24 protein-coding genes and 1 tRNA gene are annotated in these 25,708 nt (G+C 66.7%); 11 read left to right on the forward strand and 14 right to left on the reverse strand.

The features are described from left to right. Positions 1–160 precede the first annotated feature (160 nt). The 3 genes from A0W70_RS05620 to A0W70_RS05630 all read left to right on the forward strand — a co-directional run bounded on the left by A0W70_RS05620 (position 161) and on the right by A0W70_RS05630 (position 2,891). Positions 161–1,087: an aminotransferase class IV gene (locus A0W70_RS05620; RefSeq protein WP_067561298.1), complete on the forward strand. Its 927-nt coding sequence runs from the start codon at positions 161–163 to the stop codon at positions 1,085–1,087. Beyond that, positions 1,077–1,553, forward strand: a complete 477-nt coding sequence (locus A0W70_RS05625; protein ID WP_067561300.1) for a pyridoxamine 5'-phosphate oxidase family protein — start codon at positions 1,077–1,079, stop codon at positions 1,551–1,553. The genes A0W70_RS05620 and A0W70_RS05625 overlap by 11 nt, the downstream gene beginning before the upstream one ends. Positions 1,554–1,685: 132 nt before the next feature. Beyond that, positions 1,686–2,891, forward strand: coding sequence for a cation:proton antiporter (locus A0W70_RS05630; protein WP_067561302.1), 1,206 nt, complete (start codon positions 1,686–1,688; stop codon positions 2,889–2,891). Positions 2,892–3,027: 136 nt separating this feature from the next. Here the strand turns inward: A0W70_RS05630 and gabT are convergent, their stop codons facing one another. After that, positions 3,028–4,326 (reverse strand): 4-aminobutyrate--2-oxoglutarate transaminase, encoded by a 1,299-nt coding sequence (gene gabT, locus A0W70_RS05635; protein WP_067561304.1) that lies wholly within the window; start codon positions 4,324–4,326, stop codon positions 3,028–3,030. Positions 4,327–4,473: 147 nt separating this feature from the next. Continuing rightward, complete coding sequence (locus A0W70_RS05640; RefSeq protein WP_067561307.1) at positions 4,474–5,052, reverse strand: helix-turn-helix domain-containing protein; 579 nt, start codon at positions 5,050–5,052, stop codon at positions 4,474–4,476. Positions 5,053–5,210: 158 nt separating this feature from the next. Here A0W70_RS05640 and A0W70_RS05645 point away from each other — a divergent pair, with 158 nt between their 5' ends. Then, the gene (locus tag A0W70_RS05645) at positions 5,211–7,652 is read left to right on the forward strand and encodes a GcvT family protein (protein WP_067561308.1); all 2,442 of its coding nucleotides are present in this window, start codon (positions 5,211–5,213) and stop codon (positions 7,650–7,652) included. A gap of 374 nt (positions 7,653–8,026) precedes the next feature. On the opposite strand, the gene A0W70_RS05650 is transcribed toward A0W70_RS05645, so the two are convergent. Both A0W70_RS05650 and A0W70_RS05655 read right to left on the reverse strand, forming a co-directional pair. Beyond that, positions 8,027–8,536, reverse strand: a complete 510-nt coding sequence (locus tag A0W70_RS05650) for a retropepsin-like aspartic protease family protein (protein ID WP_067561309.1) — start codon at positions 8,534–8,536, stop codon at positions 8,027–8,029. Positions 8,537–8,966: 430 nt separating this feature from the next. Continuing rightward, positions 8,967–9,863, reverse strand: coding sequence for a DMT family transporter (locus tag A0W70_RS05655; protein WP_067561311.1), 897 nt, complete (start codon positions 9,861–9,863; stop codon positions 8,967–8,969). A 211-nt stretch (positions 9,864–10,074) separates the two neighbouring features. Here A0W70_RS05655 and A0W70_RS05660 point away from each other — a divergent pair, with 211 nt between their 5' ends. Continuing rightward, positions 10,075–11,628: a BCCT family transporter gene (locus tag A0W70_RS05660; RefSeq protein WP_067561313.1), complete on the forward strand. Its 1,554-nt coding sequence runs from the start codon at positions 10,075–10,077 to the stop codon at positions 11,626–11,628. Between the two features lie 11 nt (positions 11,629–11,639). Here the strand turns inward: A0W70_RS05660 and A0W70_RS05665 are convergent, their stop codons facing one another. The 7 genes from A0W70_RS05665 to mnmM form a co-directional block, all read right to left on the reverse strand. Then, complete coding sequence (locus A0W70_RS05665) at positions 11,640–12,053, reverse strand: hypothetical protein (protein ID WP_067561315.1); 414 nt, start codon at positions 12,051–12,053, stop codon at positions 11,640–11,642. 87 nt (positions 12,054–12,140) lie between these two features. Continuing rightward, positions 12,141–13,430 carry a TRAP transporter large permease gene (locus A0W70_RS05670; RefSeq protein ID WP_067561318.1) on the reverse strand — a complete coding sequence of 430 codons (1,290 nt, stop codon included), beginning with the start codon at positions 13,428–13,430 and terminating at the stop codon, positions 12,141–12,143. After that, positions 13,427–13,936 (reverse strand): TRAP transporter small permease, encoded by a 510-nt coding sequence (locus A0W70_RS05675; protein WP_067561320.1) that lies wholly within the window; start codon positions 13,934–13,936, stop codon positions 13,427–13,429. The genes A0W70_RS05670 and A0W70_RS05675 overlap by 4 nt, the downstream gene beginning before the upstream one ends. Continuing rightward, positions 13,926–14,948, reverse strand: coding sequence for a TRAP transporter substrate-binding protein (locus tag A0W70_RS05680; protein WP_070988380.1), 1,023 nt, complete (start codon positions 14,946–14,948; stop codon positions 13,926–13,928). Before A0W70_RS05680 ends, A0W70_RS05675 begins: the two co-directional genes overlap by 11 nt. A 23-nt stretch (positions 14,949–14,971) precedes the next feature. Then, positions 14,972–15,823 carry a TRAP transporter TatT component family protein gene (locus A0W70_RS05685; RefSeq protein WP_067561321.1) on the reverse strand — a complete coding sequence of 284 codons (852 nt, stop codon included), beginning with the start codon at positions 15,821–15,823 and terminating at the stop codon, positions 14,972–14,974. Positions 15,824–15,963: 140 nt separating this feature from the next. After that, positions 15,964–18,054: a putative bifunctional diguanylate cyclase/phosphodiesterase gene (locus A0W70_RS05690; protein ID WP_070988381.1), complete on the reverse strand. Its 2,091-nt coding sequence runs from the start codon at positions 18,052–18,054 to the stop codon at positions 15,964–15,966. A gap of 121 nt (positions 18,055–18,175) precedes the next feature. Then, on the reverse strand, positions 18,176–18,736 hold the full coding sequence (gene mnmM / locus A0W70_RS05695) for a tRNA 5-(aminomethyl)-2-thiouridylate-methyltransferase MnmM (RefSeq protein WP_067561324.1): 561 nt from the start codon (positions 18,734–18,736) through the stop codon (positions 18,176–18,178). A 92-nt stretch (positions 18,737–18,828) separates the two neighbouring features. Between mnmM and A0W70_RS05700 the strand changes: the two genes are divergently transcribed. The 4 genes from A0W70_RS05700 to A0W70_RS05715 all read left to right on the forward strand — a co-directional run bounded on the left by A0W70_RS05700 (position 18,829) and on the right by A0W70_RS05715 (position 21,788). After that, positions 18,829–19,515: a YiaD family glycine zipper/OmpA-like lipoprotein gene (locus tag A0W70_RS05700; protein WP_067561325.1), complete on the forward strand. Its 687-nt coding sequence runs from the start codon at positions 18,829–18,831 to the stop codon at positions 19,513–19,515. A 120-nt stretch (positions 19,516–19,635) separates the two neighbouring features. Further along, positions 19,636–20,544 (forward strand): ATP-binding cassette domain-containing protein, encoded by a 909-nt coding sequence (locus A0W70_RS05705; protein WP_067561327.1) that lies wholly within the window; start codon positions 19,636–19,638, stop codon positions 20,542–20,544. Positions 20,545–20,605: 61 nt separating this feature from the next. Then, positions 20,606–21,391, forward strand: coding sequence for an ABC transporter permease (locus A0W70_RS05710; RefSeq protein WP_067561329.1), 786 nt, complete (start codon positions 20,606–20,608; stop codon positions 21,389–21,391). Positions 21,392–21,509: 118 nt separating this feature from the next. Beyond that, positions 21,510–21,788: an EF-hand domain-containing protein gene (locus A0W70_RS05715; protein WP_070988382.1), complete on the forward strand. Its 279-nt coding sequence runs from the start codon at positions 21,510–21,512 to the stop codon at positions 21,786–21,788. A gap of 207 nt (positions 21,789–21,995) precedes the next feature. Here A0W70_RS05715 and A0W70_RS05720 read toward each other — a convergent pair. Beyond that, positions 21,996–22,070, reverse strand: a tRNA-Val gene (locus A0W70_RS05720). A 168-nt stretch (positions 22,071–22,238) separates the two neighbouring features. Here A0W70_RS05720 and A0W70_RS05725 point away from each other — a divergent pair. Then, on the forward strand, positions 22,239–22,616 hold the full coding sequence (locus tag A0W70_RS05725; RefSeq protein ID WP_067561331.1) for a SirB2 family protein: 378 nt from the start codon (positions 22,239–22,241) through the stop codon (positions 22,614–22,616). A 5-nt stretch (positions 22,617–22,621) separates the two neighbouring features. Continuing rightward, positions 22,622–23,548 (forward strand): histone deacetylase family protein, encoded by a 927-nt coding sequence (locus A0W70_RS05730; RefSeq protein ID WP_067561333.1) that lies wholly within the window; start codon positions 22,622–22,624, stop codon positions 23,546–23,548. A gap of 238 nt (positions 23,549–23,786) precedes the next feature. On the opposite strand, the gene A0W70_RS05735 is transcribed toward A0W70_RS05730, so the two are convergent. Together A0W70_RS05735 and A0W70_RS05740 are read right to left on the reverse strand one after the other, a co-directional pair. After that, positions 23,787–24,809: a quinone-dependent dihydroorotate dehydrogenase gene (locus A0W70_RS05735; protein WP_067561335.1), complete on the reverse strand. Its 1,023-nt coding sequence runs from the start codon at positions 24,807–24,809 to the stop codon at positions 23,787–23,789. A gap of 31 nt (positions 24,810–24,840) precedes the next feature. Beyond that, positions 24,841–25,563, reverse strand: a complete 723-nt coding sequence (locus A0W70_RS05740; RefSeq protein WP_067561337.1) for a haloacid dehalogenase type II — start codon at positions 25,561–25,563, stop codon at positions 24,841–24,843. Positions 25,564–25,708 lie beyond the last annotated feature (145 nt).

Consider the following 25,708-nt stretch of genomic DNA (forward strand, 5'->3'; position numbering starts at 1 on the left):
CGTTTTTGCGTCTACGGGAAAACAGACCGATCCCCCAAAAGGGCTTTCCGAACGTGTAGATTATGCGTGCGGAAAACGCAAGGGATCGCATGGCTCACGAGTTGCGGCTCCATTCCAGTCTGAGAAACCACGCGGAAATATTTCTACAGGGTAAGCGCTTATGAATGCGGATCCGGGGGCGGGCGTCGCGCTGATCGAAGACGAAATCGTGCCGGTGGCGGAAGCACGGCTGCCGATCCTCGACTGGGGCTTTCTGCATTCCGATGCGACTTATGATGTCGCGCATGTATGGCAGGGGCGTTTCTTCCGCCTGGAAGAGCACCTCGACCGCTTTTTCGCGGGAATGGACGCGCTGCGCATGTACATCCCGCACGACCGCGAGGCGGTAAGTAACCGCTTGCACGACCTGGTTGCGGCTTCGGGTCTGCGCGATGCCTATGTCGAGATGATCTGCACCCGGGGCCAGCCGCGAGCGGGGTCACGGGATCCGCGCACCTGCACGAACCGCTTTCTTGCATTCGCGGTCCCGTTCGTATGGATCGCCGACCCGGCGAAACAGGAAACCGGGCTGCATCTCACGATCAGCCGCATGCAGCGCATTCCGCCGGCCTCGGTGGATCCGACGGTCAAGAATTACCACTGGCTGGATATGGTGCAGGCACTGTTCGAGGCCTATGATCGCGGCGCCGAGACCGCCATTACCGTGGATGCGGAAGACAACGTCGTGGAAGGCCCCGGTTTCAACCTCTTCGTAGTGCAGGGCGGTGATCTCGCGACTCCGGCGACCGGTGTCCTGCCGGGGGTGACGCGCCGTACCGTGATCGAACTTGGAGATGCGCACGGCCGCGGCGTGCAGGCGCAATCCGTCCGTGCCGACACGGTGCGTGGTGCCGACGAGGTGTTCATCACGAGCACCGCTGGCGGGGTGATGCCGGTCACGCGCGTCGATGGCGCGTTGATCGGCGACGGAAAACCGGGGCCGGTTACCCGGGCCCTGCGCGATGCGTACTGGCGGCTGCACGAGGAGCCATGGTACACGCAGGCGGTAAGCTATGAACGTGCTGCGGGAGTCCGCCATGGCGACTGAGGCATCGACAGAGCAGATCGTTCAGGCAACGCTCGAAGACAGTCGTTATGCCGTGCTGGCGACGGAATCCGGCGGACAGCCCCATGCCAGTCTCATGGCCTTTGGCGTGATCGACGGTGGCCGGGAACTGGTGTTCGCGACCTATCGAAGCACGCGCAAGCACCGCAATCTTGAAGTCAATCCGCGCGTCGCGCTTCTGATCGATCATCGCGAAACGGCGTGGCTGCGAGCGGGCCGGCGCCTCGCCTTGACCGCGATCGGCAGTGCGTATGCGATCCCCGAGCGGGAGATTGAGCCCGCACGCGAAACCCTTGTCTCGAGGCATCCCGATCTCGAAGGGTTTGTTCACGACGCGGATTGCGTGCTCATGCGGCTGGTCGTCGAGTGGTATCAGGTCGCTGGCGGTATCGACGATATCGGCTGGTGCAGCGCGGAAGCACTCGGGGCGGGCAGGCCGACCGCCTGATCGCACCCCCGCGGCCCCAGAGCCGCGAGGGTTCACGCGGCGTTGTTGAACCGGGAGGGGCTGGCGGGCCCGAACCCTCCCCGGGGCGCGGTCTTTTGATGTCGGGTGCCCCGAAACCATTGGGATCGTTCCATGGAGACCCCGATCATATTCACGACCCTGGGCGCGTTGCTGCTGGGTGGCCTTGCGGTCGAGTGGGCCGGGCGCCATCTGCCACTGCCCCGGGTCACGCTGTTGATCCTGTTTGGTGTGCTGATCGGGCCGGAGGTCCTTGATCTGCTGCCAACCGGTGCCTCCGAACGCTGGTTCGAACCGGTCACGACGCTCGCGCTGGTGATGGTCGGTTTCCTGGTCGGGGAGCGTTTCTCGATCGATCGCCTGCGTGTCCGCGGGCGGGCCGTGTTGACGATCTCGGTGATCGAGGCACTGGGCACGGCGCTGCTGGTGACGCTCGGGATGCTCATGTTCGGCGTGTCGCTGCCGGTCGCGCTGCTGCTCGGCGGTATAGCGCCCGCGACCGCGCCGGCTTCAACCTATGACGTCGTCCATGAAAGCGGGGCCGAAGGGCCGTTTACCGAAACCCTGCTCGGTGTCGTTGGTGTCGATGACGCCTGGTGCCTCGTGATCTTCAGTCTGGCGGCGGCTGCCGCGGCGACGCTCGGGGGAGAGGGGGGCGGTGGCGTATTCATCGTCGAGGCCGTGCGCGAGATCGGTGGCGGTATCCTGCTCGGCGTGATTCTTGGTCTTGCCGCCGGACTGCTGACGCAGCGTATCGCCCCCGGTGAACCCACTTTGCTCGAGGCGGCGGCGATCGTATTGCTGACCGCCGGTCTGGCCACGCTGTTCGACCTCTCATTCGTGCTGACCGCGATCGTGCTCGGGGCGGTCATGACCAATGTCGCCCGCCACCACGACAGCGCATTCCATGAGATCGAGCATCTCGAGTGGCCGTTCATGCTGTTGTTCTTCGTGCTGGCGGGGGCATCGCTGCACATAGAGGCACTGGTGGGGATCGGTGCCCTCGGGCTCATCTATGTCGCGCTGCGGGTGATCGGCAAGGTCGTTGGTGCCGGGGTCGGGGCGAGGATGGCCGGTGCGCAGCGCGCTATCCGCGACTGGACCGGGCTCGCGCTGCTGCCACAGGCTGGCGTCGCGCTCGGGCTGGCGCTGCTCGCCGACCAGCGTTTCCCCGAACTGGGGGAAACGCTGCTCCCTCTGGTCATCGCCTCGACCGTTGTATTCGAACTGCTGGGGCCGGCGGCCACGCGCATGGCGTTGCAGCGCAGCGGTGAGACGGCAAAGGCGTATGACGGTTCAGACGGTGACAGCAGGTCCTGAGCCGAAGCGTCACTGGATGGGGGGCATGATGTTGCCGTGGACCCTGGCACCCGCTCGCGGCGATCCAGAGTCCGCTTGCGTTCTCAAGCGGAAACCCGGGAAGCCGCCGCGGTGACGGCTCCCCGGAGCGTATCCTTCAACCAGTCGCCTGCGCCTTGCTGCTGGTCAATTCCTCAATGGCCTGTTCGATGATGCCGAGGCCTTCCTCGAGGACATTCTCGTCGACCGTGACCGGCACGAGATTGCGGATCGTATTGCCGTAGAAGCCGCACGACAGCAGGATCAGACCGCGCTCGCGCGCTTTGGCCACGACCGCCTGCGTGAGTTGCGCATCGGGCGTATTCGACTTCTTGTCGGTGACCAGGTCGAATGCGGTCATGCCACCGAGATTGCGTACATGCTCTACGCACTCGAAGCGCTCACGCCATTCGCCGTAACGCTTGACCAACTGCTCACCCAGCTTGCGGCTGCGCTCGAGGATGTTCTCCTCCTCGATGACGTCGAGAACCGCCAGCGCTGCGGCGCATGAGACCGGATTGCCGGCGTAGGTGCCACCGAGCGAATTGGGCCCGGACGCGTCCATGACCTCCGCGGTGCCGACGACTGCCGACAACGGCATACCATCGGCAAGGCTCTTCGCCATGGTGACGATATCGGGCTGTACCCCGCTGTGCTCGATCGCGAACAGTTTGCCGGTCCGTGCAAAGCCGCACTGGACCTCGTCGGCGATCAGCATGATGCCGTGTTCGTCACAGATGGCGCGCAGGGACTCCAGGAAGGACTTCGATGCAATGTGGAAGCCGCCTTCGCCCTGCACGGGTTCGATCACGATCGCCGCGGTGCGATGCGGTGCGATATCCGTCTTGAACAGGGTCTTCAGCGCGTGCAGCGAGTCTTCTTCGCTGATGCCGTAATAGGGCATCGGGAACGGCGCCCGGAAGACATCGCCGGGCATCGGCCCGAAATCGTTCTTGTACGGCAGCACCTTGCCGGTCATCGCCAGGGTCATCATGGTGCGGCCGTGGAAACCGCCGTCGAAGCCGATGATGCCGCTGCGGCCGGTGGCGGCCCGCGCGACCTTGACGGCGTTTTCCAGCGCCTCGGCGCCGGAATTGACCAGCATGGCCTTGCGCTCGCCGCGCGCGGGGGTGACTTCGCACAGGCGCTGGCAAAGCTCCACGTAGGGCGCGTAAGGCATCACCGTCTGGCAGGTGTGCATGACCTTGTCGAGCTGGCCCTTGGCGGCCTCGACCACCTTCGGGTGGCGATGCCCCAGGTTCAGGACGCCGATCCCGCCGCCGAAGTCGATGAAGCGATTGCCGTCCGCGTCCCAGACCTCGGCATTCTCCGCGTGATCGGCGAACGCCGTCGCGCCGCTGGCGGCGCCGGCGGCGACGTAGCGTTTCTTCAGTTCATTCAGTTCCGCATTGTTCATTACGCTGCTCCCGCGGTGACCACCGCTTGCTGGCACGTACGCTCGTGCATTACAGCGCCATTGTAGACCCTCGTGGGCCGTCGATCCTATCGGGGGCATTTCGGGAATCCCCACGGATGCGCCCACGGGCGGGTCTGCCGGCTTCGTTCAGTAGACCGGCGGCGAAATCACCCAGATTACGATCGTGGTCTCATCCCCCGGGTTCTGCCATCGGTAGCGTTCACCGCTGAAGCGGAAACTGTCGCCCGTCTCGAGGTCGAAAGTCCGGTCATCGAGGAACAGCCGCAGCCGACCGCTGACGAGATAACCGGCCTCCTCGGTGTTGCGGCGCTCGGCGACGGCCATCTCGGCGCCGGGCTCGAACACGCTGCGAAACACCTCGAAACTGCCGCCGAGGTCCGGTGAAAGCAGTTCCTCCACCAGGCCGCCCTCACGGGCCCCGACCTGTCGCCGGGCGTTGCTCCGGACCACGTACCCGCGCTCTTCCGGCGGGGCCGGGTCATTGATGAAGAACCAGCTCAGCGGGACATCGAGCGCGCGGGTGACCTGCTGCAGATCGGCGACCGAGATCTCCGACAGCCCGCGTTCCACCTGACTGAGGAACCCGACCGAGCGCCCCGTGGCCGCGGCCAGTTTCTTGATCGTGATGCGCTTGAGCCGCCGCAGGCGGCGGATGTCCTGGCCAACGCTCGCGCGGATCCGTTGTCCATCCGTGGCCGGTGTCATGGGGTACCTCCCTGTCGATATGGTGAAAATATTGGTATTTTCTTCACGTACGTGAAATTTTCAAGCCATGATGGGTGCCGGCCCGATTCGCAGGGGCGGGCACACTCGCCCGCTCGTGACGAAGTGCGCGGGTTTCGCAACCGTAATGGGGGTAATCCATGACAAAGCTTCTTCCCGGGCGCGCGCAGGTCGTGATCGTCGGCGGCGGCGCTGTCGGCTGCTCGGTGGCCTACCATCTTGCCCACCGTGGCTGGCGCGATGTTCTGCTGCTGGAGCGGGACCAGCTTACCAGCGGCACCACCTGGCACGCCGCCGGCCTGGTCGGGCAGCTGCGCGCGACGCCGAATATGACCCGGCTCGCACAGTACGGCACGGAACTCTACGGTGCTCTCGAGGCCGAGACCGGCCAGCCCACGGGGTTCCTGCAGCGCGGCTCGATCATGCTGGCAAGTTCGGATGGTCGCATGGATGAAATCCGCCGCGCGCACTCGACTGCGAACTGTTTTGGCCTCGAAACGCATCTGCTGGCCCCGGAAGAGATCCAGGAGCGCTGGCCGCTTGTCGATACCGAGGGGGTGCGCGGCGGAATCTGGCTGCCGAAGGACGGCCAGATCAACCCGGCGGATCTGACCCAGGCACTGGCCCGCGGGGCGCGCCAGCACGGTGTGACCGTACGTGAGCGTACACCCGTGCGCGGAATCCGGCGCGCAAATGGCCGGGTGGCCGGCGTCGATACCGACGAGGGCACGGTCGAGGCCGAATATGTTGTCAACTGTGCCGGCATGTGGGGCCGCGAGCTCGGGCGTATGGCCGATGTGGACGTGCCGCTGCACGCGGCCGAGCACTTCTACGTCGTGACCGAGAACCTGGCCGAGCCCCCCGGCGCGCTGCCGGTCCTGCGGGACCCGGATCATGCGATTTACTTCAAGGAGGATGCCGGCAAGCTGCTGGTCGGCATGTTCGAGCCGGTCGCGAAGCCCTGGGGCATGGATGGCATCCCCGAAGACAGTTCTTTCACGCAACTGCCTGAGGACTGGGATCACCTCGCCCCGCAGCTGGAGGCCGCGATGGAGCGGGTACCCGCGGTCGGCGAGGCGGGGATCCAGCTGTTCTTCAACGGCCCGGAGAGCTTTACCCCGGACGACCGCTATCTGCTGGGTGAGACGCCCGAACTGCCGGGCTTTTTCGTCGCCAGCGGTTTCAACTCCGTGGGCGTGCAGTCGGCGGGCGGGGCCGGGCGCGTGCTCGCGGACTGGATCGTCGACGGCCATCCGCCCATGGACCTGTCCGACGTCGATATCCGGCGCATGCTTGGATTCCAGAACAACCGCAACTACCTGCATGACCGGACCGTCGAGGGTCTGGGGCTGTTGTACGCGATGCACTGGCCGTATCGCCAGTACGAGACGGCCCGCAATGTGCGCCGTTCGCCCCTGCATGACCGCCTCGCCGCGCGCGGTGCCGCCTTCGGCGAAGCCGCCGGCTGGGAGCGGCCGGACTTCTACGGCGACCCCGGTACGACGCCGACCTACGACTACAGTTTCGGTCGCCCCGGCTGGTTCGAGGATCACGCCGCCGAGCACCGCGCGGCCCGCGAGGACCTGGTGCTGTTCGACCAGAGCGCCTTCGCCAAGCTGCTGGTGCAGGGCCCGGATGCCGAGGCGGCGCTGCAGTGGGTCAGCTCCGCCCGCGTGGACGTCGAACCCGGGCGCTCGATCTATACGCTGCTGCTCAACGCGCGCGGCGGGATCGAGTCGGACGTGACCATCACCCGCCTGGACGAAGAGCGGTTCCTGATCGTCTCCCCCGCGACCGCCCAGCGCCGCGACCATGAGTGGTTGCGCGCGAACCTGTCGCGAGACCTGCACGTCACGGTCACCGACACCACCTCGTCCGAGGCCGTCATGGGCCTCATGGGCCCGCGTTCGCGTGACTTCTTGCAGGCCCTCACCGGTGCCGACCTGTCCAATGAGGCCTGTCCATTCGGGCACTTCGTCGAGCTCGATATCGGTTATGCCCGCGTACGGGCCGTGCGTATGACCTACGTCGGCGAACTCGGCTGGGAACTCTACGTGCCGACCGAATTCGCCGCCGGCGTGTTCGACACGATCATGGGCCAGGCCGACGCACCGCGGCTGGCCGGTTTCCACGCGTTGCACTCCCTGCGCACCGAATCGGGCTATCGCCACTGGGGCCATGATATTACCGACGAGGACGACCCGCTGGCCGCGGGCCTCGGCTTCGCGGTCGCGCGCGACAAGGATTTCATCGGCCGCGAGGCGGTGGATGCGCTGCGCGAACAGCACCGTTCGAAACGGCTGGTCTCGATCCGCCTCGATGACCCGGAACCACTGCTGTTTCACGACGAACCCATCCGGCTCGACGGCCGGATCGTCGGGCGCACGACCTCTGGCCGCTATGGGCACAGCGTGGGGGCCGCAGTCGCGCTCGGCTGGGTCGAGCATCCGGATGGGGCGCATATCGACGCCAACTTCCTTGAAGGCGATGGCTTCGAGGTCGAGGTCGCCGGTGAGCCGGTGGCGGCGCGGCTATCGCTGAAGCCGTTTTACGATCCGCGGCGTGAGCGGGTGAAAGGCTGAATCGGATGCCTCGGCCGGGGCGAGTGTCGATTGTTTTTCGCGCAGAGCCGCGGTGCTCGCGGAGAGCGCGAAGAGGGAAAAAAACGGGCGGCGTGGAGGCATGGAAACTGCCCAAGATGACACCGACGTAGGCGCGTTTTCGCCGAAGGCGAACGCGCGCGGTCTGCGCGGGGCCGGGCGCCGGCGCTTCGGGCGTGCCGCGCGCATTCGCTCGGTGCGGTGGCGCCGATCGAAGACGCGCCTACGGCAGGCCATAATGCTTCGAGGTACGTAGGCAGGCCTTGACCGGCGCGTGGATGGCGGATCGGATGGGTACGCCGGTCGGCGCGCCGGGCAATGCCGGCAGACGCGTCTCCAACTCCCGAACGCCCCGCTCAGGAACCCGGGCGCTGCTCAAGGATGAGCCGCCCGCCGACCTGGCGGAATTCGACCTCGCGCAGGAAGGTCATGCCGAGCAGGATGTCCTCGCCGCCCATGGAGGGATTGATCGAGCCGCGCACGTCACGGAGCTGGATACCCCCGACGGCGATGCGGTCGATGCGGGTGTTGTAAGCGGTGGTTGCGCCATTGGCCGTCATCACCCGGATTTCGGCGCCCCGCTCCAGCCCGAGTCGGTCGGCCACGCCCTGCGGAACGGCTACATGGCTCGCTCCGGTATCGACCAGGAACGATACCCGTTGACCATTGATCTGGCCGGGCACCCGGTAATGTCCACCAGGCCCGGCCTCGAGCTCGATCCGCTGCGGTCCATCGGCGCCGGTCGACAGGTCCCGGTTCGGGTTGTCACGGCGGTCGACCAGCGCGTCCATGCCGAACCAGAGCAGGGCGAACAGCAGCGCGAAGGTAGCGATCACCGGTGCCAGCGCCCGCAATGAATCCTGCATAGTGGTTATTCCGGTGGAAACGTATCGCCGGCGCGATTATGGCCGGAATGACAGGGATGGTAATCGCCCGGCCGTAGCGGTGCGAGGCGGGTCCGGTATCAGGTGGCGCTGTAGGAGCGGGCTTGCCCGCGAACCGCTATCCAGCGGCGATTATCGCTCTGGCGTCTCGCTGTTTTCATCCCGTGTCCCTATGGCGCCCCCAGCCGTACCGTGTCGACTGCCTGGTCCCCTGTGGCTGCGGGAAAACGGTTCGCGGGCAAGCCCGCTACTACAGCGCCCGAAGCAAATGATCCCGCCCTGACGCCGACTGAAAACCGGGAAAAGCGATCTCTCGCCAGGACGCCAGGCTCGCCGGGGGACGCATTTCAATTCTGTTTTTTTATTCGTTTTCTTTGCGGGCCTGGCGTCTTGGCGAGAAAACTTCATGGCATCAACCACGCGAGGTCCTCGCGGCGATCGCGACACCGATCGCGGCCAGAACGATGCCGGGCCACGCCAGCAGTGGCATGGTTTCCCCGAGGACACCCCAGGCGATCAGCGCCGCCCCCGGCGGCACGAGGAAAAACAGGGCCGAGACGCGTGCGGCCTCGCCGTGGCGGATCATCGCGAGCAGCAGGGTGATCGCGATCAGCGAGTTGAAGACCACCAGGTAACCGAGCGAGATATAGAGTTCGGGTACCCATTCCACCTGCATGGTCTCGGTGAGCATTGCGACCGGCAGGATCAGTGCGAACGCGACCAGGTACTGGATGGCGTTCGCCGTGACCGGATGATGGCTCACGCCGAAGCGCTTCTCGTACAGGGTTCCGCCCGTGATCGACACCAGCGCGGCCACCGCGGCCAGGATGCCGATCATGGATGTGGCACCCACGGCTGAGCGGGCCGCGATCACGAGCATCGCGCCGGTAAGCCCCATGATGAGACCGGCCCAGCGGCGCAGCCCCACCTTTTCCCCCGCCGTCCACGGTACGAACAGCGCGACCAGGATGGGTTGCAGCGAGACGATCAGGGCGACACCACCGGCGGAAATACCGAGTTCGAACGAGTAATACGTCAGACCGAAGTAGATGCCCTGGATGAGGGTGCCGACCGCCGCCAGATGGCCCCAGTCGGCCGCGCGCCGCGGCAGCGGTGGCCGCATCAGCAGGACCAGCGGCAACAGCACGATCAGCACGCTGCCATAGCGCATGGCAAGGAACGTCATCGGCTCGGCATGCTCCAGTCCGAGCTTGCCGAAGGTGAACCCCGCCGACCAGAACAGCAGGAACAGCACCGGCGCCGCGCGCAGCCAGAGCGGCGTCCCGGTGTTACCAGGGTCGGGGGACAAGTGCTTTCCTCATGCCTTTGCTGTAGGGGGTTTTGATGGCGCGCCGTATGCGCGTCATATCGGGAACCGGGCACTATACCGGTGGTGACGTCCGCTCGCAGCCCGCCGCTTCAGGCCCCGTCTGTATCGCGTCGGTGGCGGGGCGGGGTGCATGCCGGCGGTTGCCTGATTGGTGTACCGTGGCCCCGCGCACCCGATCCAGAGGTCCCCCATGGAGCCCATTCCGCACAAGCCGCTGTTGTTCGGACTGTTCAAGCGGACCAGCCGCCCGGTGTTTATCGGTTCCGCCATGATCCTGTTCGGACTGATCGCGTTCGTCCTGCGGGATCCCAGTGGTGCCGAGGCCACCTTCGCGTCGCTGCAGTCCGACGTGACCGCGGCGTTCGGCTGGGTGTATCGCTACACCATGACGGCGGTGTTGCTCTTTTCCCTGCTCATGCTCGTCAGCCGTCACGGGGCACTGCGCCTCGGCGATCCCGCCAGCAAGCCCTCTTTCAAGCGCGTGAGCTGGTTCGCGATGATGTTCGGTGCCGGTATGGGGATCGGGCTGCTGTTCTGGAGTGTGTCGGAACCGCTGGCCCATTTCGCCAACCCGCCGAGCGGCGCCGCCGGCACGGCCGACGCCGCCCAGCGCGCGATGCGACTGACGTTCTTCCACTGGGGGCTACACGCTTGGGCCGTCTACGCCGTCGTGGGGCTGGCGCTCGCGTATTTCGGGTACCGGCGCGGACTGCCGCTGACCATCCGCTCGACGCTGTTCCCGCTGTTCGGGCGCCGGATCATGGGATGGCCCGGGCATACGGTCGACATCATCGCGGTCGTGGCGACGATGTTCGGCGTGGCCACCTCTCTGGGGCTCGGTGCGATTCAGCTCAATGCCGGTCTGCAGTACCTCTTCGGCGTGCCCGTGTCCGCGCTGGCCCAGTTGCTGATCGTGGCGGCGATCACCGCGCTGGGGACCTGGGCGCTGGCGCGCGGACTCGACAAGGGGATCGAAGCGGTGAGCCGGCTCAATATCGCGATCGCGGTGATCCTGCTGGTCGCCGTGCTGCTGCTGGGCCCGACCGTGCGGCTGCTGGAACTGCTCGGTCAGGCGACGACCGACTATCTGGTCAATATCCCGACGCTCTCGCTGTGGAGCAACGCGTTCGGCACGCCGGACTGGCAGCAGCAGTGGACGCTGTTCTACTGGGCCTGGTGGATCTCCTGGTCACCGTTCGTCGGTATGTTCATCGCCTGGATCTCACGCGGACGCACGATCCGCGAATTCCTGGCCGGCGTGCTGCTGGTGCCTGCCGGAGCGACGCTGATCTGGCTCTCGGTTTTCGGCGGCACGGCCCTGAATATGGAGCTGTTCGAGGGCGCGGAGATCGCCGATGCGACCGCCGCGGACGTCAGCAGCGGGCTGTTCCTGATGTTCGATGCGTTGCCGCTGTCGTGGCTGCTCGGGGCGATCGCCTGCATCGCGCTGGTGACCTTCTTCGTGACCTCGTCGACGTCCGGTGCGTTCGTGATCGATGTCCTCACGGCCGGTGGCGATCCGGATCCGCCGCGCCTGCAGCGCGTGTTCTGGTCGGTCATGACCGGCGTGGTCGCTGGCAGCCTGTTGCTGGGCGGTGGCCTGGTCCCGCTGCAGACGGCCGCCATTCTGGCGGGGCTGCCGTTCACGATCGTGCTGTTGCTGCTGTGTGTCGGCGTCTGGCGTGCCGTGTTGCTGGAGGAAAGCAGCGGGCGGCAGTCGGACGCGGATGCCGCGGGCGGCTGATCCGGTCGTATTCAGTCGCTCGCGCGAAACTTGCCGCACAATTCCCGCGCAAGGTCCTCCAGCATCGCCGTCATGACGATGACCACCGCCGCGGGGGCGGCGCGCTCGCCGGGGAGCTGCAGCCATCCGTGCAGCGATTCGGGCGTGTGGATCCAGGCGGCGGCCATCAGCGCACCGAGGAATGCGCCGGCGGCCAGATCGTATACCGCAGCCCCGTGGCGAGGGCGGGCGCGATTGTAGCGGCGCAGCCAGACTCCGGCGGGGAAGACCGCTGCCAGCACCAGCAGGAACGACGTTGTCGGTGTGTCGCTCGCCAGCACGGCCGCGGCGATCAACCCGAGCGCCAACGACGCGCACAGTGCGCGCCTCTGTGTCCCTTCACCGTTGATGCGTTGCAGTTCTCGTTCCAGTTCGCGGTCGTGCACGCGCGCCGTCCGTTCGTGACATGGCCGCGCAGGATGCCACGGCCGGGGTGGCGAGGGCAGACCCGTCGGCCACCGGAAGGTCTCCTCCTACCGGCCCGGCAGCCACAGCGACAGCGCGGGCACGTAGGTGATGATGAGTACGGCCGCGAGCAGCAGGAAGAAGAACGGCAGGGTCGCCCGGTACAGCGTCATGACCGGCTTGCCGAAGCGGAAGCTGGCGATGAACAGGTTCATGCCGACCGGCGGCGTGAAATAGCCGATCTGCATGTTGGCGAGGAAGATGATGCCCAGGTGCAGCGGATCGATCCCGTAGCCGAGTGCGACCGGCAGCAGGATCGGCACGATGATCACCAGCGCCGAGAAGATATCCAGCATCATGCCGAGGATCAGCAGGAAAATGTTCAGCAGGATCAGGAACGTCCAGCGGTTGTCGACCACGGACTGGATCCACTCGAACAGCCGGGTCGGCACCCGGGCGTCGATCATGATGTTGGTCGAGGCGAGCGAGACGCCGAGGATCAGGAGGATGGCCCCGACGAGTTTCATCGCATCCACGAGTACGTCCGGCAGGCGGCGCCAGTGGATGTCGCCGCGGATCATGACCTCGACCACCAGGGCGTAGACGGCCGCCAGCGCCGCGGCCTCGGAGATCGCGATGAGGCCGCCGTAGATACCGCCGAGGACGAACAATGGCAGCGGCAGTTCCCAGCCGGCGTCACGGATCGCGGCCCATGCCTCGCGGCGGTCGAAACCCGGGTGGTCCGGCGAGCGCAGTCCCCGGCCGTGGTAGACGCTGTACGCGCTCAGGATCACGAGCATCAGCACGCCCGGCAGCAGCCCGGCAAGGAACAGGTCATTGATGCTCATGCTGATCGGCAGGTCGAGCTGCTGGGCGACCACCCCGTAGAGGATCAGCGGCAGGCTGGGCGCGAACAGGATGCCGAGGCTCCCCGAACTGGTGACCAGTCCGAGGCTGAAACGGTCACCGTAGCCGGCCGTCTTCAGCGCCGGGTAGAGCAGGGCGCCGAGGGCGACGATGGTGATGCCGGAGGCGCCGGTGAATGCGGTGAACAGCGCGCAGGCGATCAGTGCCACGATCGCCAGCCCGCCGCCGAAGCCCCCGAGCAGCGCGTCGGTGAGGCGGACAAGGCGCCGTGGCGCATCGCTCTCGCCGAGGATGTAACCGGCGAGCGTAAACAACGGGATCGCCACCAGGATCGGCATATCCGCGATCCGGTAGATCTCGATGATTACGGCCTGACCATCGATGCCGGCGAGGTGGAAGCCGATCAGTGCGCTGGCACCGATTACCGCGAACAGCGGTGCGCCCGCCAGCGCGGCGAACAGCAGGATCAGGGTGACGATGGCCGTCGTCACGATTGCGGCCGCCCGAGGGGGTCGCGGCCGCGCAGGAAGGCGACGGCGAAGAGTGCGTAGCGTAGACCGATCAGGCCAAACGCCAGCGGCAGGATCGTCACGACGGCCCAGGTGGGTACCCCGGCGAAGGCGGTGCCGGCGAACCCGTATTCGAGTACTACGTAACGGACGCCGTGCCAGACGATCGCAGCGCACACCAGCGTGGTGAAGATACAGGCGGTGGCCTGCAGGCCCCGTCGCCACCGATCGGGCAGTGCCCGGGTGAGGATATCGATCGCGATATGGCTGCCGTCACGGCTCGCGGTCACGGCGCCAAGCAGGCCGACCCAGAGCACGAGCGAGCGCAGGGTCGGCTCGATCCAGATCTGGCTACTGCCAAAAACGTTGCGCAGTACGATCTGCAGTGCCGCGAGGATGACCATCGCCAGCACGGCGACGACCAGCAGTCCGTTCTCCGTGAGGTGCAGTCCGCGGCGCAGCCGTTCGATGGGTGTGTCAGTCGTCATTCCGCGCGCGGTATTCGCTGACCAGCCCACGTACGCGTTCGAGCAGTTCCGTGTCGAAGCGCCCTTCCTGTTCCATATTGTTCAGCGTTTCGCGGGCGATGGCTTCCCACTCGCGCTCCTCGGGCGGTCGCGCCGGCTCGACGGCGGATATCCCCCGGGATTCGAGCGCCGCCAGCGCCTCGCGATTGTCTTCGGCCGTGATGTCGTCGAGGCGCTCGAAGGTGTCTTCCAGTACCGTCTGCACGGTTTCCCGGTCGCCGGCCTCCATGCCTTCCATTGCGCGTTCGTCGACGACCATCATCGCGATCAGGAACAGCAGCGGCGCATTGGTGTAGTGATTGACGCCCGTGTGCCACTGCAGCGCGATCGCGCCGGATGGGTTGATCGCGACCGTATCGACCAGCCCCGTCTGCAGGGACGTATAGACGTCCGACACCGGCAGGGACACCGGTTGGCTCTCCGCCGCCTCGAACATCCGCGCGGTGATCTCGTCGCCCTGGGGGACCCAGACCCTGGCGTCACCGAGATCCTGGACGCTGTCGATCGGGTCCTTGCTGAACAGATACGTGAAACCACCCTCGCTGATGCCGGTGACGACAAAGCCCTCGGAGCGCACGCGCTCCCGGATCACCGGGTCGATGCGTTCACGTACGTACTCGACTTCCTCGCGGTTGCGGAAGACGAACGGCAGGCTGTAGACCTGTGCATCGGCGTGGATCTTCGACAGGGCGTTGGCGGTGATGACGGCGCCGTGGAGCTGGCCGATCCGGATCTTGCGCAGGACCGCCTGATCGTTGCCCATGACGCCGCCCGGAAACAGCTTGAGCTCAACCCGTCCATCGGTACGCTCGGCGATCGTATTGCCCGCCTTCTTCAGTTCTTCGATGAACGTGGTCCCGGCCGGAACCGACGTGGCGATCTTCAGGGTGCGGGCTGCACTCGTATTCGAGGCGACACCCAGCAGCGCGCAGGCAAGCGCGAGCGCTGCAAGGGGGTGGAAACGGCGAACCATCGGCGTACTCCAGGGCAGGACGGCTAGAAGAAAGAGTCGGCGCTGGAGCGCAGTTCCTGCGCCCGTTCCTGCGCCAGTCGATTGGACAGCGTGAGGTCACCGGCGGCCGGGTCCGCCTCGATCACTTCGGTTACGAGGCGGTCGTGGAGTTCCCGGTCATACACAAGGCGCGCGTAATTCTCCGCGAACAGCGCCTTGGCCATGAGGTTGCGCCCGCCGGAGAGCTCGATCGCGCGCTCGAAATGCGCGCGGGCCTCTTCCGGTTCGCCGCCCAGAGCGGCCGGGCGCTGGGACAGCAGAACGCCCTGGTAGACGTGGGCGAAGCCGTGGTCGGTTTCCGGTGCGATCGCGATCACGCGCTCGAAGGCCACCTCGAGTTTGGGCAGATCGGCGAGTGCAGCGTAGTCGTCGGAGCGCGCCCGCAGCCAGCCGGCCCAGACCGCGGCAAAGCGGTACAGGGTTTCGGCCTCGTCCTCGTTGTCGACCGTTTCATTGACCGCGTCCCTGAACGCGGGGAAGCGTCCGTCCAGCGTCTCGCAGACGGCTTCGAGGCGCAGGCACAGGCCGGAGCGCGCGTAGTCGTAAGCGGTCTGCGACAGGATTCGCCGACGCTCGGGGTCCTCGACAAAGCTCCCGGCGTAGGTCCCGTACAGACGTCCGGCGGTGAACTGTGCGCCGGCGTCGTCGGGCGAGCGGCGTGCGAGCGTATCCGCGAGGATCAGGTACGATGGCGCGCCATCGCGGACCACCGCCGGATCGCTCTGTGAGGCGATCGACTCGCCCAGGCTTTGCGAGAGGCCGCCGAAGCCCGTGCACCCGGTGGCTGCCGCGAACAGGGCCGCCAGTACGATGCCCCGCGGGATGATGTTGCGCATTGCGTGCCGTCTCCGATTGTATCCGTCCCAGCGTACGGCGCCCGTCGCGCTATGCAACCCTTCAGCAGCCTGCGCCGGCCGATTGCGGATCTTACCCTGGTAGACCGCTGGGTTGATGCGCACGCATCGCATGGACCATTTCAGCCGCGTTGCCGGGGCGGGGACCGCAGTCGCCGGGCGAACGCCGCGGCGGGCTCGGGGCGGCCGTACCAGAAGCCCTGCACCTTGTGGCAGCCCAGTTCGCGCACGAGTTGGAGCTGGCGTTCGGTCTCCACTCCCTCGCCCACGACATCGAGGTCGAGTTCCCGGGCCAGGGCGATGACGGCACGAATGATCGCGCGGACGCCACGATCGGCCTCTGCCTGTACGACGAACGAACGGTCGATCTTGAGGCCGTCGAGCGGCAGGTGGGTGAGGTAATTCAGCGCCGAATAACCGGTGCCGAAATCGTCGATGTAGATCGCGCAGCCCATGGCCTTGAGTGCCCGGCAGGTGGCGACGACGGGCTCCGGATCCGCCATGAACTGGCTCTCGGTCAACTCCAGGACCAGGCGCCACCCGGAGCCGGCGTGCCGGGCGAGGATCCGCCGCACCTGGCCGACGAACTCCGGTGCCTTGAGTTCCTGCAGGGAGACATTGACGGCGACATCGAGCCCGTGACCCGCGCGCCCCCACGCGGCCGCCTGGGCACAGGCCTCGTCCGTCACCCGGCGCCCAAGCGCCGCGATCAGGCCGGTCTGTTCGGCAACGGGGATGAAGCGGTCGGGAGGGATCTCGCCCAGTTCGGGGTGATTCCAGCGCAGCAGCACCTCGGCGCCCACGGTGTGGCCGTTCCCGAGGTCAACGACGGGCTGCCATGCGAGAGAGAAGTCATTGGTGTCGATCGAATGCCGCATTGCGCGCTCGATCTCGCGACGCTCGCGGGCCTGCAGATCGAGTGCGGCGGCGTAATAAGTGATGGTGCCGGACGCGTCGGCAGCGCCGCTGTGCAGCGCGAGTTCGGCCCGGGCGAGCAGGTCGCGCGCGTCGCCGGCGTCGGTCGGGTAGACGGCGACCCCCATGCTGACCGTGAGGAAGATTTCCTGGCCATCGACATCGATGCGTACCGGGAAAGCATCGGCGAGCCGGCCGGCGAGGCGGGAGACCGGGTTGCTGTCGTCCACGTCCGCGAACACGACGGCGAACTCGTCGTTGCCGAGCCGGCCGATGCTGTCGCCCGGACGGATCCGCTCCGCAAGGCGCTCCGCCACGGTGTGGAGAACCCGGTCGCCGGCGTGGCGTCCGCTGGTGTCGTTGATGGCCCGGAACCCGTCGATATCGAGCACGATGGCCGCGATGGTCCGACCACTGCGTTCGACCGCATTGACCGCCTGCACGAGCCGGTTCTCGATCAGTGCCCGGTTGCCGATCCCGGTCAGATCATCGTGGTAGCTCAAATGCTGCAGCGTGTGCTGCTGTCGCAGATAGCCCACCCCGAGTCCGATGTTGTCGGCGATCTCGGTGAGCAGCGCGCATTCCTCCTGGTCCTCGAAGAAACCGCGTGCGCCGGCGTAGATCGCGATCAGGCCGATGACCGTGCCGCCGCTGCGCAGGGGGACGAGGGCGATTTCCGAGAAGGTGCCGACGGGTGGGCCGCTGTGATCCAGGATCCCGCCTCCGCCCGCCTCGATGCGCGCGAATTCGCCGTCGCTCAGGGCGCTGGCGAGTGGGCCGGCGGCGGCGAGTTCCGCCGCTGGGACCTCGATACCGACCGCGGGCAGGCCCTCGGCCGTCGCTGATGCCACCGTCCGCAGCGTGCCGTCTTCGGGGCCGAGCAGACCGATCCAGGCGCAGGGGAAATGGCCGCCATGTACCAGTGCCCGGCAGGCCTCCTCCAGCAGCAGATCGCGATCCTGCACGCGCAACAGGCTCGCATTGACCATGCGCAGCACGTCCTGGACACGGTTCACCGCCGCCAGGCGGTCATGCTGGTGGCGCAGCACCCGGTCGCGGCGCTCCAGTTGGCGTGCGTATCGCTGGACAAGTATGTACAGGAGGGTTCCGGTAACGAGGACGAAACCGATGCCCTTCACCGATTGTACCCAGGCCATCTGCCCCGGCGCCCAGGTCAGCGCCGCGGCGAGGCGATCGGAGAGCGTGATCCAGACGGCCGCGATGAGCACGTAGCTCAGCGCCACGAACAGCGCGAATCGCCGTGGCTGTAGCGGTGCACCGCGCGTTCTGGTATCCATCCGCGGACGCGGCATCCGGTGTTTCCTTTCTCCCGAGTACGGGCAAACTGCTGCGAACCCCCCGCCAAGTCAATAGTCGGGTGGTTCTCACGCCCGATCCGCTTGCGCCGTCACGTCCCGCCTACAGCGGTTCGATGGCATACAGCACCGGCGCACCGGGTGCCGGCTGGTCGGGTTCACGGGCCAGCAGGCGTATGCGCGCGGTCTCCAGCCACGCCCGTACCGCGGCCGCTTCGCGCGCCCCGCCGGCGTGACCGCGATAGCAGATCACGGTCAGCCGCGCGCCGGGCCGCAGCAGTGCCACGGCCGCGGCCAGCGCTGCCGTGGTCGAGGCGGGTGTGGTGATGATGTTCGAGTCGCTCCGCGGCAGCCAGCCGAGGTTGAACATCGCCGCATCAAGCCGGATTGATTCCAGCACGTCGGCGAGTCCGGCGTGGTCCCGCTGGTACCACTGGATCGCTGTGCCGGTGGCGGCGGCATCGAGGCGGCGCCGGCTGCGCTCGATCGCCGCAGCCTGGAGGTCGAAGGCATGTACGGTACCGCCCGGGGCGACCGCGCGGGCCAGAAACAGGGTGTCGTGGCCGTTGCCGCAGGTGGCATCCAGGGCTGTGCCCCCGGGCGCGAGCACCGGCTCCAGCCATTGGTGGGCACGGGTGGTCAGATCGATTGCGGGTGCAGGCATGCGGGTAACGGGATGACCGGTTGCGCGCGATTTTATGGGATAATCGAGCGGAATTCGCCACCCAACGCAATCACCCTGGAGTGATCGCTTCCATGCAAAAGTATCGCAGCTTTGCCGCCGCCGCCGCGCTCGTCCTCGTAGTCGGCTGTGCGGCCAATGACCCCAATCGCGGCGCCAAAACGGGGGCAGTGGTCGGTGCCATCGTGGGCGCCGTGATCGGCAACCAGGGCAGCAGCGACACGCAGCGCTATGCCGGTGCCGCGGTCGGTGCGCTCGCGGGAGGCGCCGTGGGCAGTTATATGGATCGCCAGCGGCAGGATCTCGAGAACAGCCTCGCCGACGAGCAGCGGCGCGACGAACTCGATATAACCGAAGTGGGTGACAATGCGCTCAAGATCGGTATCGCCAGCGACGCGACCTTCGAGTTCGACAGTGCCGATATCCAGCCGCAGTACCGCCCGACCTATCGCAAGATCGCGGATGTGCTGCGCGAATACGAGCAGACGATCGTACACATCATCGGTCATACTGATTCGACCGGTCCCGCCGACTACAATATGCGCCTTTCCGAGCGACGCGCCGAGTCCGTCGGTCTGTACCTGCGAGACCGCGGTGTCCAGGGCGATCGCCTGATCTACGATGGTCGTGGTGAGACCGAGTCGGTCGCGAGCAATGAGACCGAAGAAGGCCGGCGACAGAACCGGCGCGTCGAGATCGTCATCAAGCCGATCGTCGAAGGTGAAGAGCGCGAGGCCTACACGCCGCCGCCGCGGACTTGAGCCGCGGCCAGACCTTTTCGCCGTAACCGTTACCAGCGTGCCCGGGCGCCTCGTCGCGCCCGGACGATGCCGCGCGTGTTGCCGGCATGATGTTCTCGCGGATGATTCCAGAGTGCCGATATGACGATTGTCGCAGCGCGCGAACTGGTCAAAACATACGAAGGGCGTGCCGTGGTGGATGGGGTGGATTTCTCCATCGAGCCCGGCGAGTGTTTCGGTCTGCTGGGCCCGAACGGAGCCGGCAAGACCACGACCCTGCGGATGCTGCTTGGCCTGACGCATCCGAGCGCGGGGGATCTGACCGTGCTCGGCTATCGCATCCCCGAGGCGGCCCGCCCAATGCGCGCCCGCGTCGGTGTCGTGCCGCAGACCGACGCGCTGGATCCCGATTTCACCGTGCGCGAAAACCTGCTGACCTGGGCGAGCTATTTTGGCCAGGAGCGGGGCATCGGTCCGCGCGTGGACGAGCTGATCCGGTTCGCCGCGCTCGAGGGGCGCGAGGATGCGGGTGTGTCCGCCCTTTCCGGCGGCATGCGCCGCCGCCTCAGTCTGGCAAGGGCCCTGGTCAATGATCCGGAACTGGTCGTTCTCGACGAACCGACGACGGGGCTCGACCCGCAGGCACGCCAGCACATCTGGCAGCGTCTGCGACGACTGCGCGACGACGGCCGGACGCTGATCCTCACCACGCACTACATGGAAGAGGCCGAGCGGCTCTGCGATCGGCTGGCGATCGTCGACGGTGGCCGCATCGTCGCCGAGGGGCGCCCGCGTGATCTGATCGCGAACCATATCGAACCCTGCGTGCTGGAACTGCGTGGTGGCGCCGCGTGGCAGTGGGGGCGCGGCGAGGGCATCGCGCTGGCGGCGCGAAGTGAAGACGTGGGCGACACGCTGTTGCTGTACGCGCATGACGACAGCGAACTGCTGGCCTCGCTCGGGGAGGCACCGACGATCGAATACCTCAGTCGGCGCGCCAACCTGGAGGATGTATTCCTGCGCTTGACGGGGCACGAACTGCGCGACTGATGCGGCGGCCCGAATGGCCGGCCCGCATGGGCTGGACCGAAAATTTCCCGGAGACAAGGCGATGGCCCGACCCGCACAGCTTCTGCCCGCGCCCAGTCTGCGCTTTATCCCGATCTGGCGGCGGAATCTGCGCGTCTGGCGCAAGCTGATGGTGCCGTCCGTGTTGGGTAACTTCGGCGAGCCGCTGCTGTATCTTTTCGTATTCGGCTATGGCTTCGGGCGGCTCGTGGGCGAAGTCGAGCGCATGCCCTACATGGACTTCCTGGCCTCCGGGATCGTGTGCTCCTCGATTATGCTGACGTCGAGTTTCGAGGCGCTCTATTCCGCGTTCACGCGGATGCATGAACAGCAGACCTGGACGAACATGCTGAATGCGCCGCTGAACGTTGACGATATCGTTCTTGGTGAAATCGCGTTCGCGGCGACAAAAGGGATGTTCAGCGGCGTGGCCATTCTGGTGGTGGCTTCGCTCGCCGGTTTTGTCGCCGGTCCCGCCGCGCTCTGGGTACTGCCGATGATGCTGCTCATCGGCTTCTGTTTCGGTTCACTGGCAATGGTGGTCACGGCGATCGCGCCCGGCTACGATTTCTTTCTGTATTACTTCACGCTGATCCTGACCCCGATGCTGCTGTTGTCGGGGGTCTTCTTCCCGCTGAGTGAACTGCCGCCTGTCGTGGCCGGTATCGCCCACCTGCTGCCGCTCGCCAATGCAGTCGCCATCGTGCGCCCGCTGATGACCGGTACGGCGCCCACGGATGTCGTCCTGCACCTGTCGGTGGTGATCGCCTACGGGGTCGTGGCGTGGATCTTCGCGACCCATCGCCTGCGTCGTCGCCTTGCCTCGTGAGCCGCGGCGTGACGCGGTTCACGGTTACACGACGTTCACTTGTAGGGCACCAGACGGCTTCGTTACCTTGCGCCCGTTCCATGCGAACGGTTCATTGTGACGTTACGGGAGGTGCTGTATGACGAAGACATCGATAGCCGCGATGGTCGGGGCGGCGCTCGTCTCCTTCCCGCTGATCTCCGGCGCGGCCGAGGGCGAAGAGCGGCCCGGATTCAAGGACGCCGACAGTAACGGCGACGGGCGGATCACGGTCGAGGAGGCAATCGAACTCGGCGTGCCGGAGGCGGAAGCGAAACGTGAGGATATCGACAACGACGGCAAGCTGACCCGGGCCGACTGGAAGTTTGTCGATATGGATGGCCCGGAATCGGGCGACGGGTCGACCGGCGACTCGTAACGCGGTATCCCCTCCGACCCGTCCCGGTCGCGCGCCCCATCGCCCGTGATCGCCCGGGACGTGCGGCCGCTCCAGCGGTCGCGCGAATCCGTATGCGCGCCGGATAGCCCGGCGCGGCATTGCCGCCGCCGTAACGAAGCACCGATGTGAATTGACTGCTCGGGAGTCGCCAGGATCGTACGGGCACGACCGGCGCGGGTAAGGAAGTGGTGGGCGATGCTGGTTTCGAACCAGCGACCTCTGCCGTGTGAAGGCAGCGCTCTCCCGCTGAGCTAATCGCCCATCAAGGCGGGATGCTACGGTTTTTATCGGCGGCGATCAATGGATCGATGGCAGTGCTTTTACGTGCGGCTTTCGGGCTCCCTGAATGGAGCCGGGACTGGTAGGGTTGCGTGGCCCTTGCCTGCCTTACGGGTCGGCCGATAATGGCCGCCAACGACTGGAGCGAACATGATCGACGGCCTGCGACACCTGCACATGCTCATGGCGGGGTTATCGATTCTCGGTTTCCTGCTGCGAGGGTTCTGGGCGTGGCGCGTGCCCGGCATGCTGGCGCGCAAGCCGGTGAAAATCCTCCCGCACGTGATTGATACCCTGCTGCTGGCGAGTGCAATCGCGCTGCTTTTCGCCTATGGCTGGAACCCGTTCGCGCAGGGGTGGCTGGTAGCCAAGATCGTGCTGTTGATTGTCTACATCGGGCTGGGCCTCGTGGCACTTAAACCCTGGTATGGGGCCAATGTCCGTGTGCCCGCGTTCTTCGCCGCGGTGGCGGTATTCGCCTGGATCTTCACGATCGCCCGCGCGCACGCCGTGGTGCCGTTCGCCTGAGTGCCATGAAGGTCGCGGTCTTTACTCATCCCGACTGTGCCGCACACGACATGGGCGGCGGTCATCCCGAGCGCCCGGCACGTCTGGCGGCGGTGAACGATGCCCTGACGGCGGACGGTCTGGCGGACTGGCTCGAGTGGCGCGAGGCGCCACTGGTCGAGCGCGAGGCGCTGTTGCGGGTCCATCCGGCGGCTCATGTCGATCGGCTGTTCGACAGTGCGCCGACCCGGGGCGAGTGGCGACTGGATGGCGATACGCTGATGATGCCGGCCACGCTGACGGCGGCGCGGCGGGCCGCCGGCGCGGCGATCGCCGCGACCGATGCGGTGCTGTCCGGCGAGTGCGAGGCCGCGTTCTGCAGCGTGCGCCCGCCGGGCCATCACGCGGAACGCGAACGACCGATGGGTTTCTGCTTTTTCGGCAACGTGGCCGCGGCCGCCCGCCATGCCCTGGAGGCGCACGGTCTCGAGCGCGTGGCCATCTGCGACTTCGACGTCCACCACGGCAACGGCACCGAGGACCTCGTGGCCGACGATCCACGGATCCTGTTCTGCTCGACCTTCGAATTCCCGCAGTTCCCCGGCTACTACGGTGACGATGTCCCGGGACAGCGCGTGAACTGCCCGCTGAGCCCGGGCACCGACGGTCAGGCCATGCGCGAAGCCGTCGAACGGCGCTGGCTGCCGGCGCTGGAAAACTTCGCCCCGCAACTGGTGCTCGTCTCGGCAGGCTTCGATGCCCACCGGGACGATCCCATTGGCGGCCTCGCATGGAACGAGGACGACTTCCACTGGGTAACGGAACGCATCGGCGACATCGCCGATCGCCACGCCGGAGGCCGCATCGTCTCGGTCCTCGAGGGCGGATACGACCTAGACGCCCTCGGCCGCAGCGCGGCCGCCCACGTCCGCGCCCTGCTGCGCCAGCCGTAGCCTGCCACCTCAGCACCGACCGTAGGCCGGCTTGCGACCGAAGGGAGCCAGCCGGCGGCCAAGGCGGAGGCCTTGTGCAAGGGCAAGCCGCCTGTTGCCCGTCGGCAAAAGCCGGCCTACTTTGCTGCGGCAGGTCGGCCTGCATGGAATTCGGTTTATGGATACCGCGTAGGCGCGTTTTCGCGAAGCGAACGCGCGCATCGCTTGTCAGGAACGTGCCGTTTGGCACCGGTCCCGCTCAGCCAGTGCGCTGCGCAGCCCGAACCGCATCCCGGATCAGGCTTGGCCCGCGATAGATCAGCCCCGTGTAGATCTGAATGAGCCGCGCGCCGGCCAGGAACTTGGCGGTTGCGCCGGCCGCATCGACGACACCGCCGACCCCGACGAGCGCGGTGCGCGCATCGACCCGTGCGGCCAGCCGGGCGAGCACGGCGGTCGAGGGCTGCAGCAGCGGCGCGCCGGACAGGCCGCCTTCTTCCTCCGCATGTGGGGCGCCGGCCACGCGGTCGCGACTGGCGGTCGTGTTCGTGGCGATCAGGCCGTCGATGTCGTGCGTGGTTGCGGCCGTGGCGAGGGCGTCGATGCCTTCGTTGTCCAGATCGGGCGCGATCTTCACCAGCAGCGGTACCCGGCGCCCGGCGGCGGCATCCAGCGAACGTCGTGTCTTGTCGAGGCCGGCGAGCAGTTCGGTCAGCGCGTCACCCGACTGCAGCGATCGCAGTCCCGGGGTATTGGGCGATGAGACGTTGACCGTGATGTAGTCGGCCACCGCATGCACCCGCTCGAGGCCATGGCGATAGTCGTCGAGGGCGTGCTCCAGTGGTGTATCGCGGTTCTTGCCGATGTTGACGCCGACGATGCCGCGGTAGCGCCGCCCTTCGAGGCGTTGCACGAGGTGATCGACGCCGCGGTTGTTGAAACCGAGTCGGTTGATCAGGGCCTCGTGGCGGGGGAGGCGGAACAGGCGCGGGTGGGGGTTGCCGTCCTGGGGGCGGGGCGTGACCGTGCCGACCTCGATGAAGCCGAAGCCGAGCGCGCCCAGTGCGTCGACGTGGTCGGCGTTTTTGTCGAGACCGGCCGCGAGCCCGACGGGATTGGGGAAGTCGAGCCCGAGCGCGTGCACGGGGGCGCGCGGCACCCGGTCGCCGTACAGGCGTCCGAGCAGGGTCGGACCGGCACGGTCGAGGCCGGCGAGGGCGACGTCATGGGCCCGTTCCGGTTCGAGCGTGAACAGTGCGCGTCGCAGCAGCGGGTAAGGCATGGATCAGCGGTCCGGTCGCCGGGCCCGGCGGTTACGGGTGCTCCTCCGGCGGCGGTGGCTCGAGCGCGCTGATCAGTTCGGACAGCGAGTGGACGTGCAGGTCGGTCTTGACGCTCTCGCCCGTATCGGGCGTTGCCCCCGTACCCTCCCGGTCGTGACGGCGTTCGATCCAGGCGGTCGCGAAACCGAAATTCCGGGCGCTCACGAGGTCGTGGTAGCGGCTCTGGGCGCAATGCAGGATCTCCTCGCGCTTCGCCCCGAGGCGATCCACGGTGTACTCCCACACGCGCGGGTCCGGTTTGTTCACACCGACCATGTCGCAGGTCACGATCTCGTCGAACGGGTCGCCGAGGGTCCGGCTCATCTGCTCCAGCGCCCAACTGTCCGCGTTCGTGACCGCCACCAGCCGGAACCGCTCGTGCAGGGTGCGCAGGCCGGCGACGGCGTCGGCGAACGGGGGCCAGTCGCGGATGGAATCGCGGAAATCGAGCGACTCGGACTCGTCGCTGTCGAGCGACCATGATTCCGCGAGCGCGTTATGGATCCGGGGCAGCATCGAGGTGAACGGCATTTCCGGGTTGGAGCGCTGCAGGCGGTCCTCCGCGGCGGCGAACGCGCGCAGGATCTCCTCGTCATCGACGCGCTGACGATGGCGACGCAGCCAGGGGTGATACCACTCGACGATGCCGGTTTCGAAATCGATGAGGGTGCCGACCACATCGAAGGTCAGCGTGGTGATCGTATCGAGCCGCATGGTTTCTGGCGCCTCCAGACTCCCGGGCCGCAGACCCGGTTCGGTTGGGCGGCCCGGAGCGGAACGACCCCGGGCACGCGATCGGGCGAATGGTGCTGGCGAATCGCCGGGGGTGCAACATGCATCGATCACCGGGGCCGGAATC

The organism is Halofilum ochraceum, from assembly GCF_001614315.2.
In the GTDB taxonomy this organism is placed as follows: domain Bacteria; phylum Pseudomonadota; class Gammaproteobacteria; order XJ16; family Halofilaceae; genus Halofilum; species Halofilum ochraceum.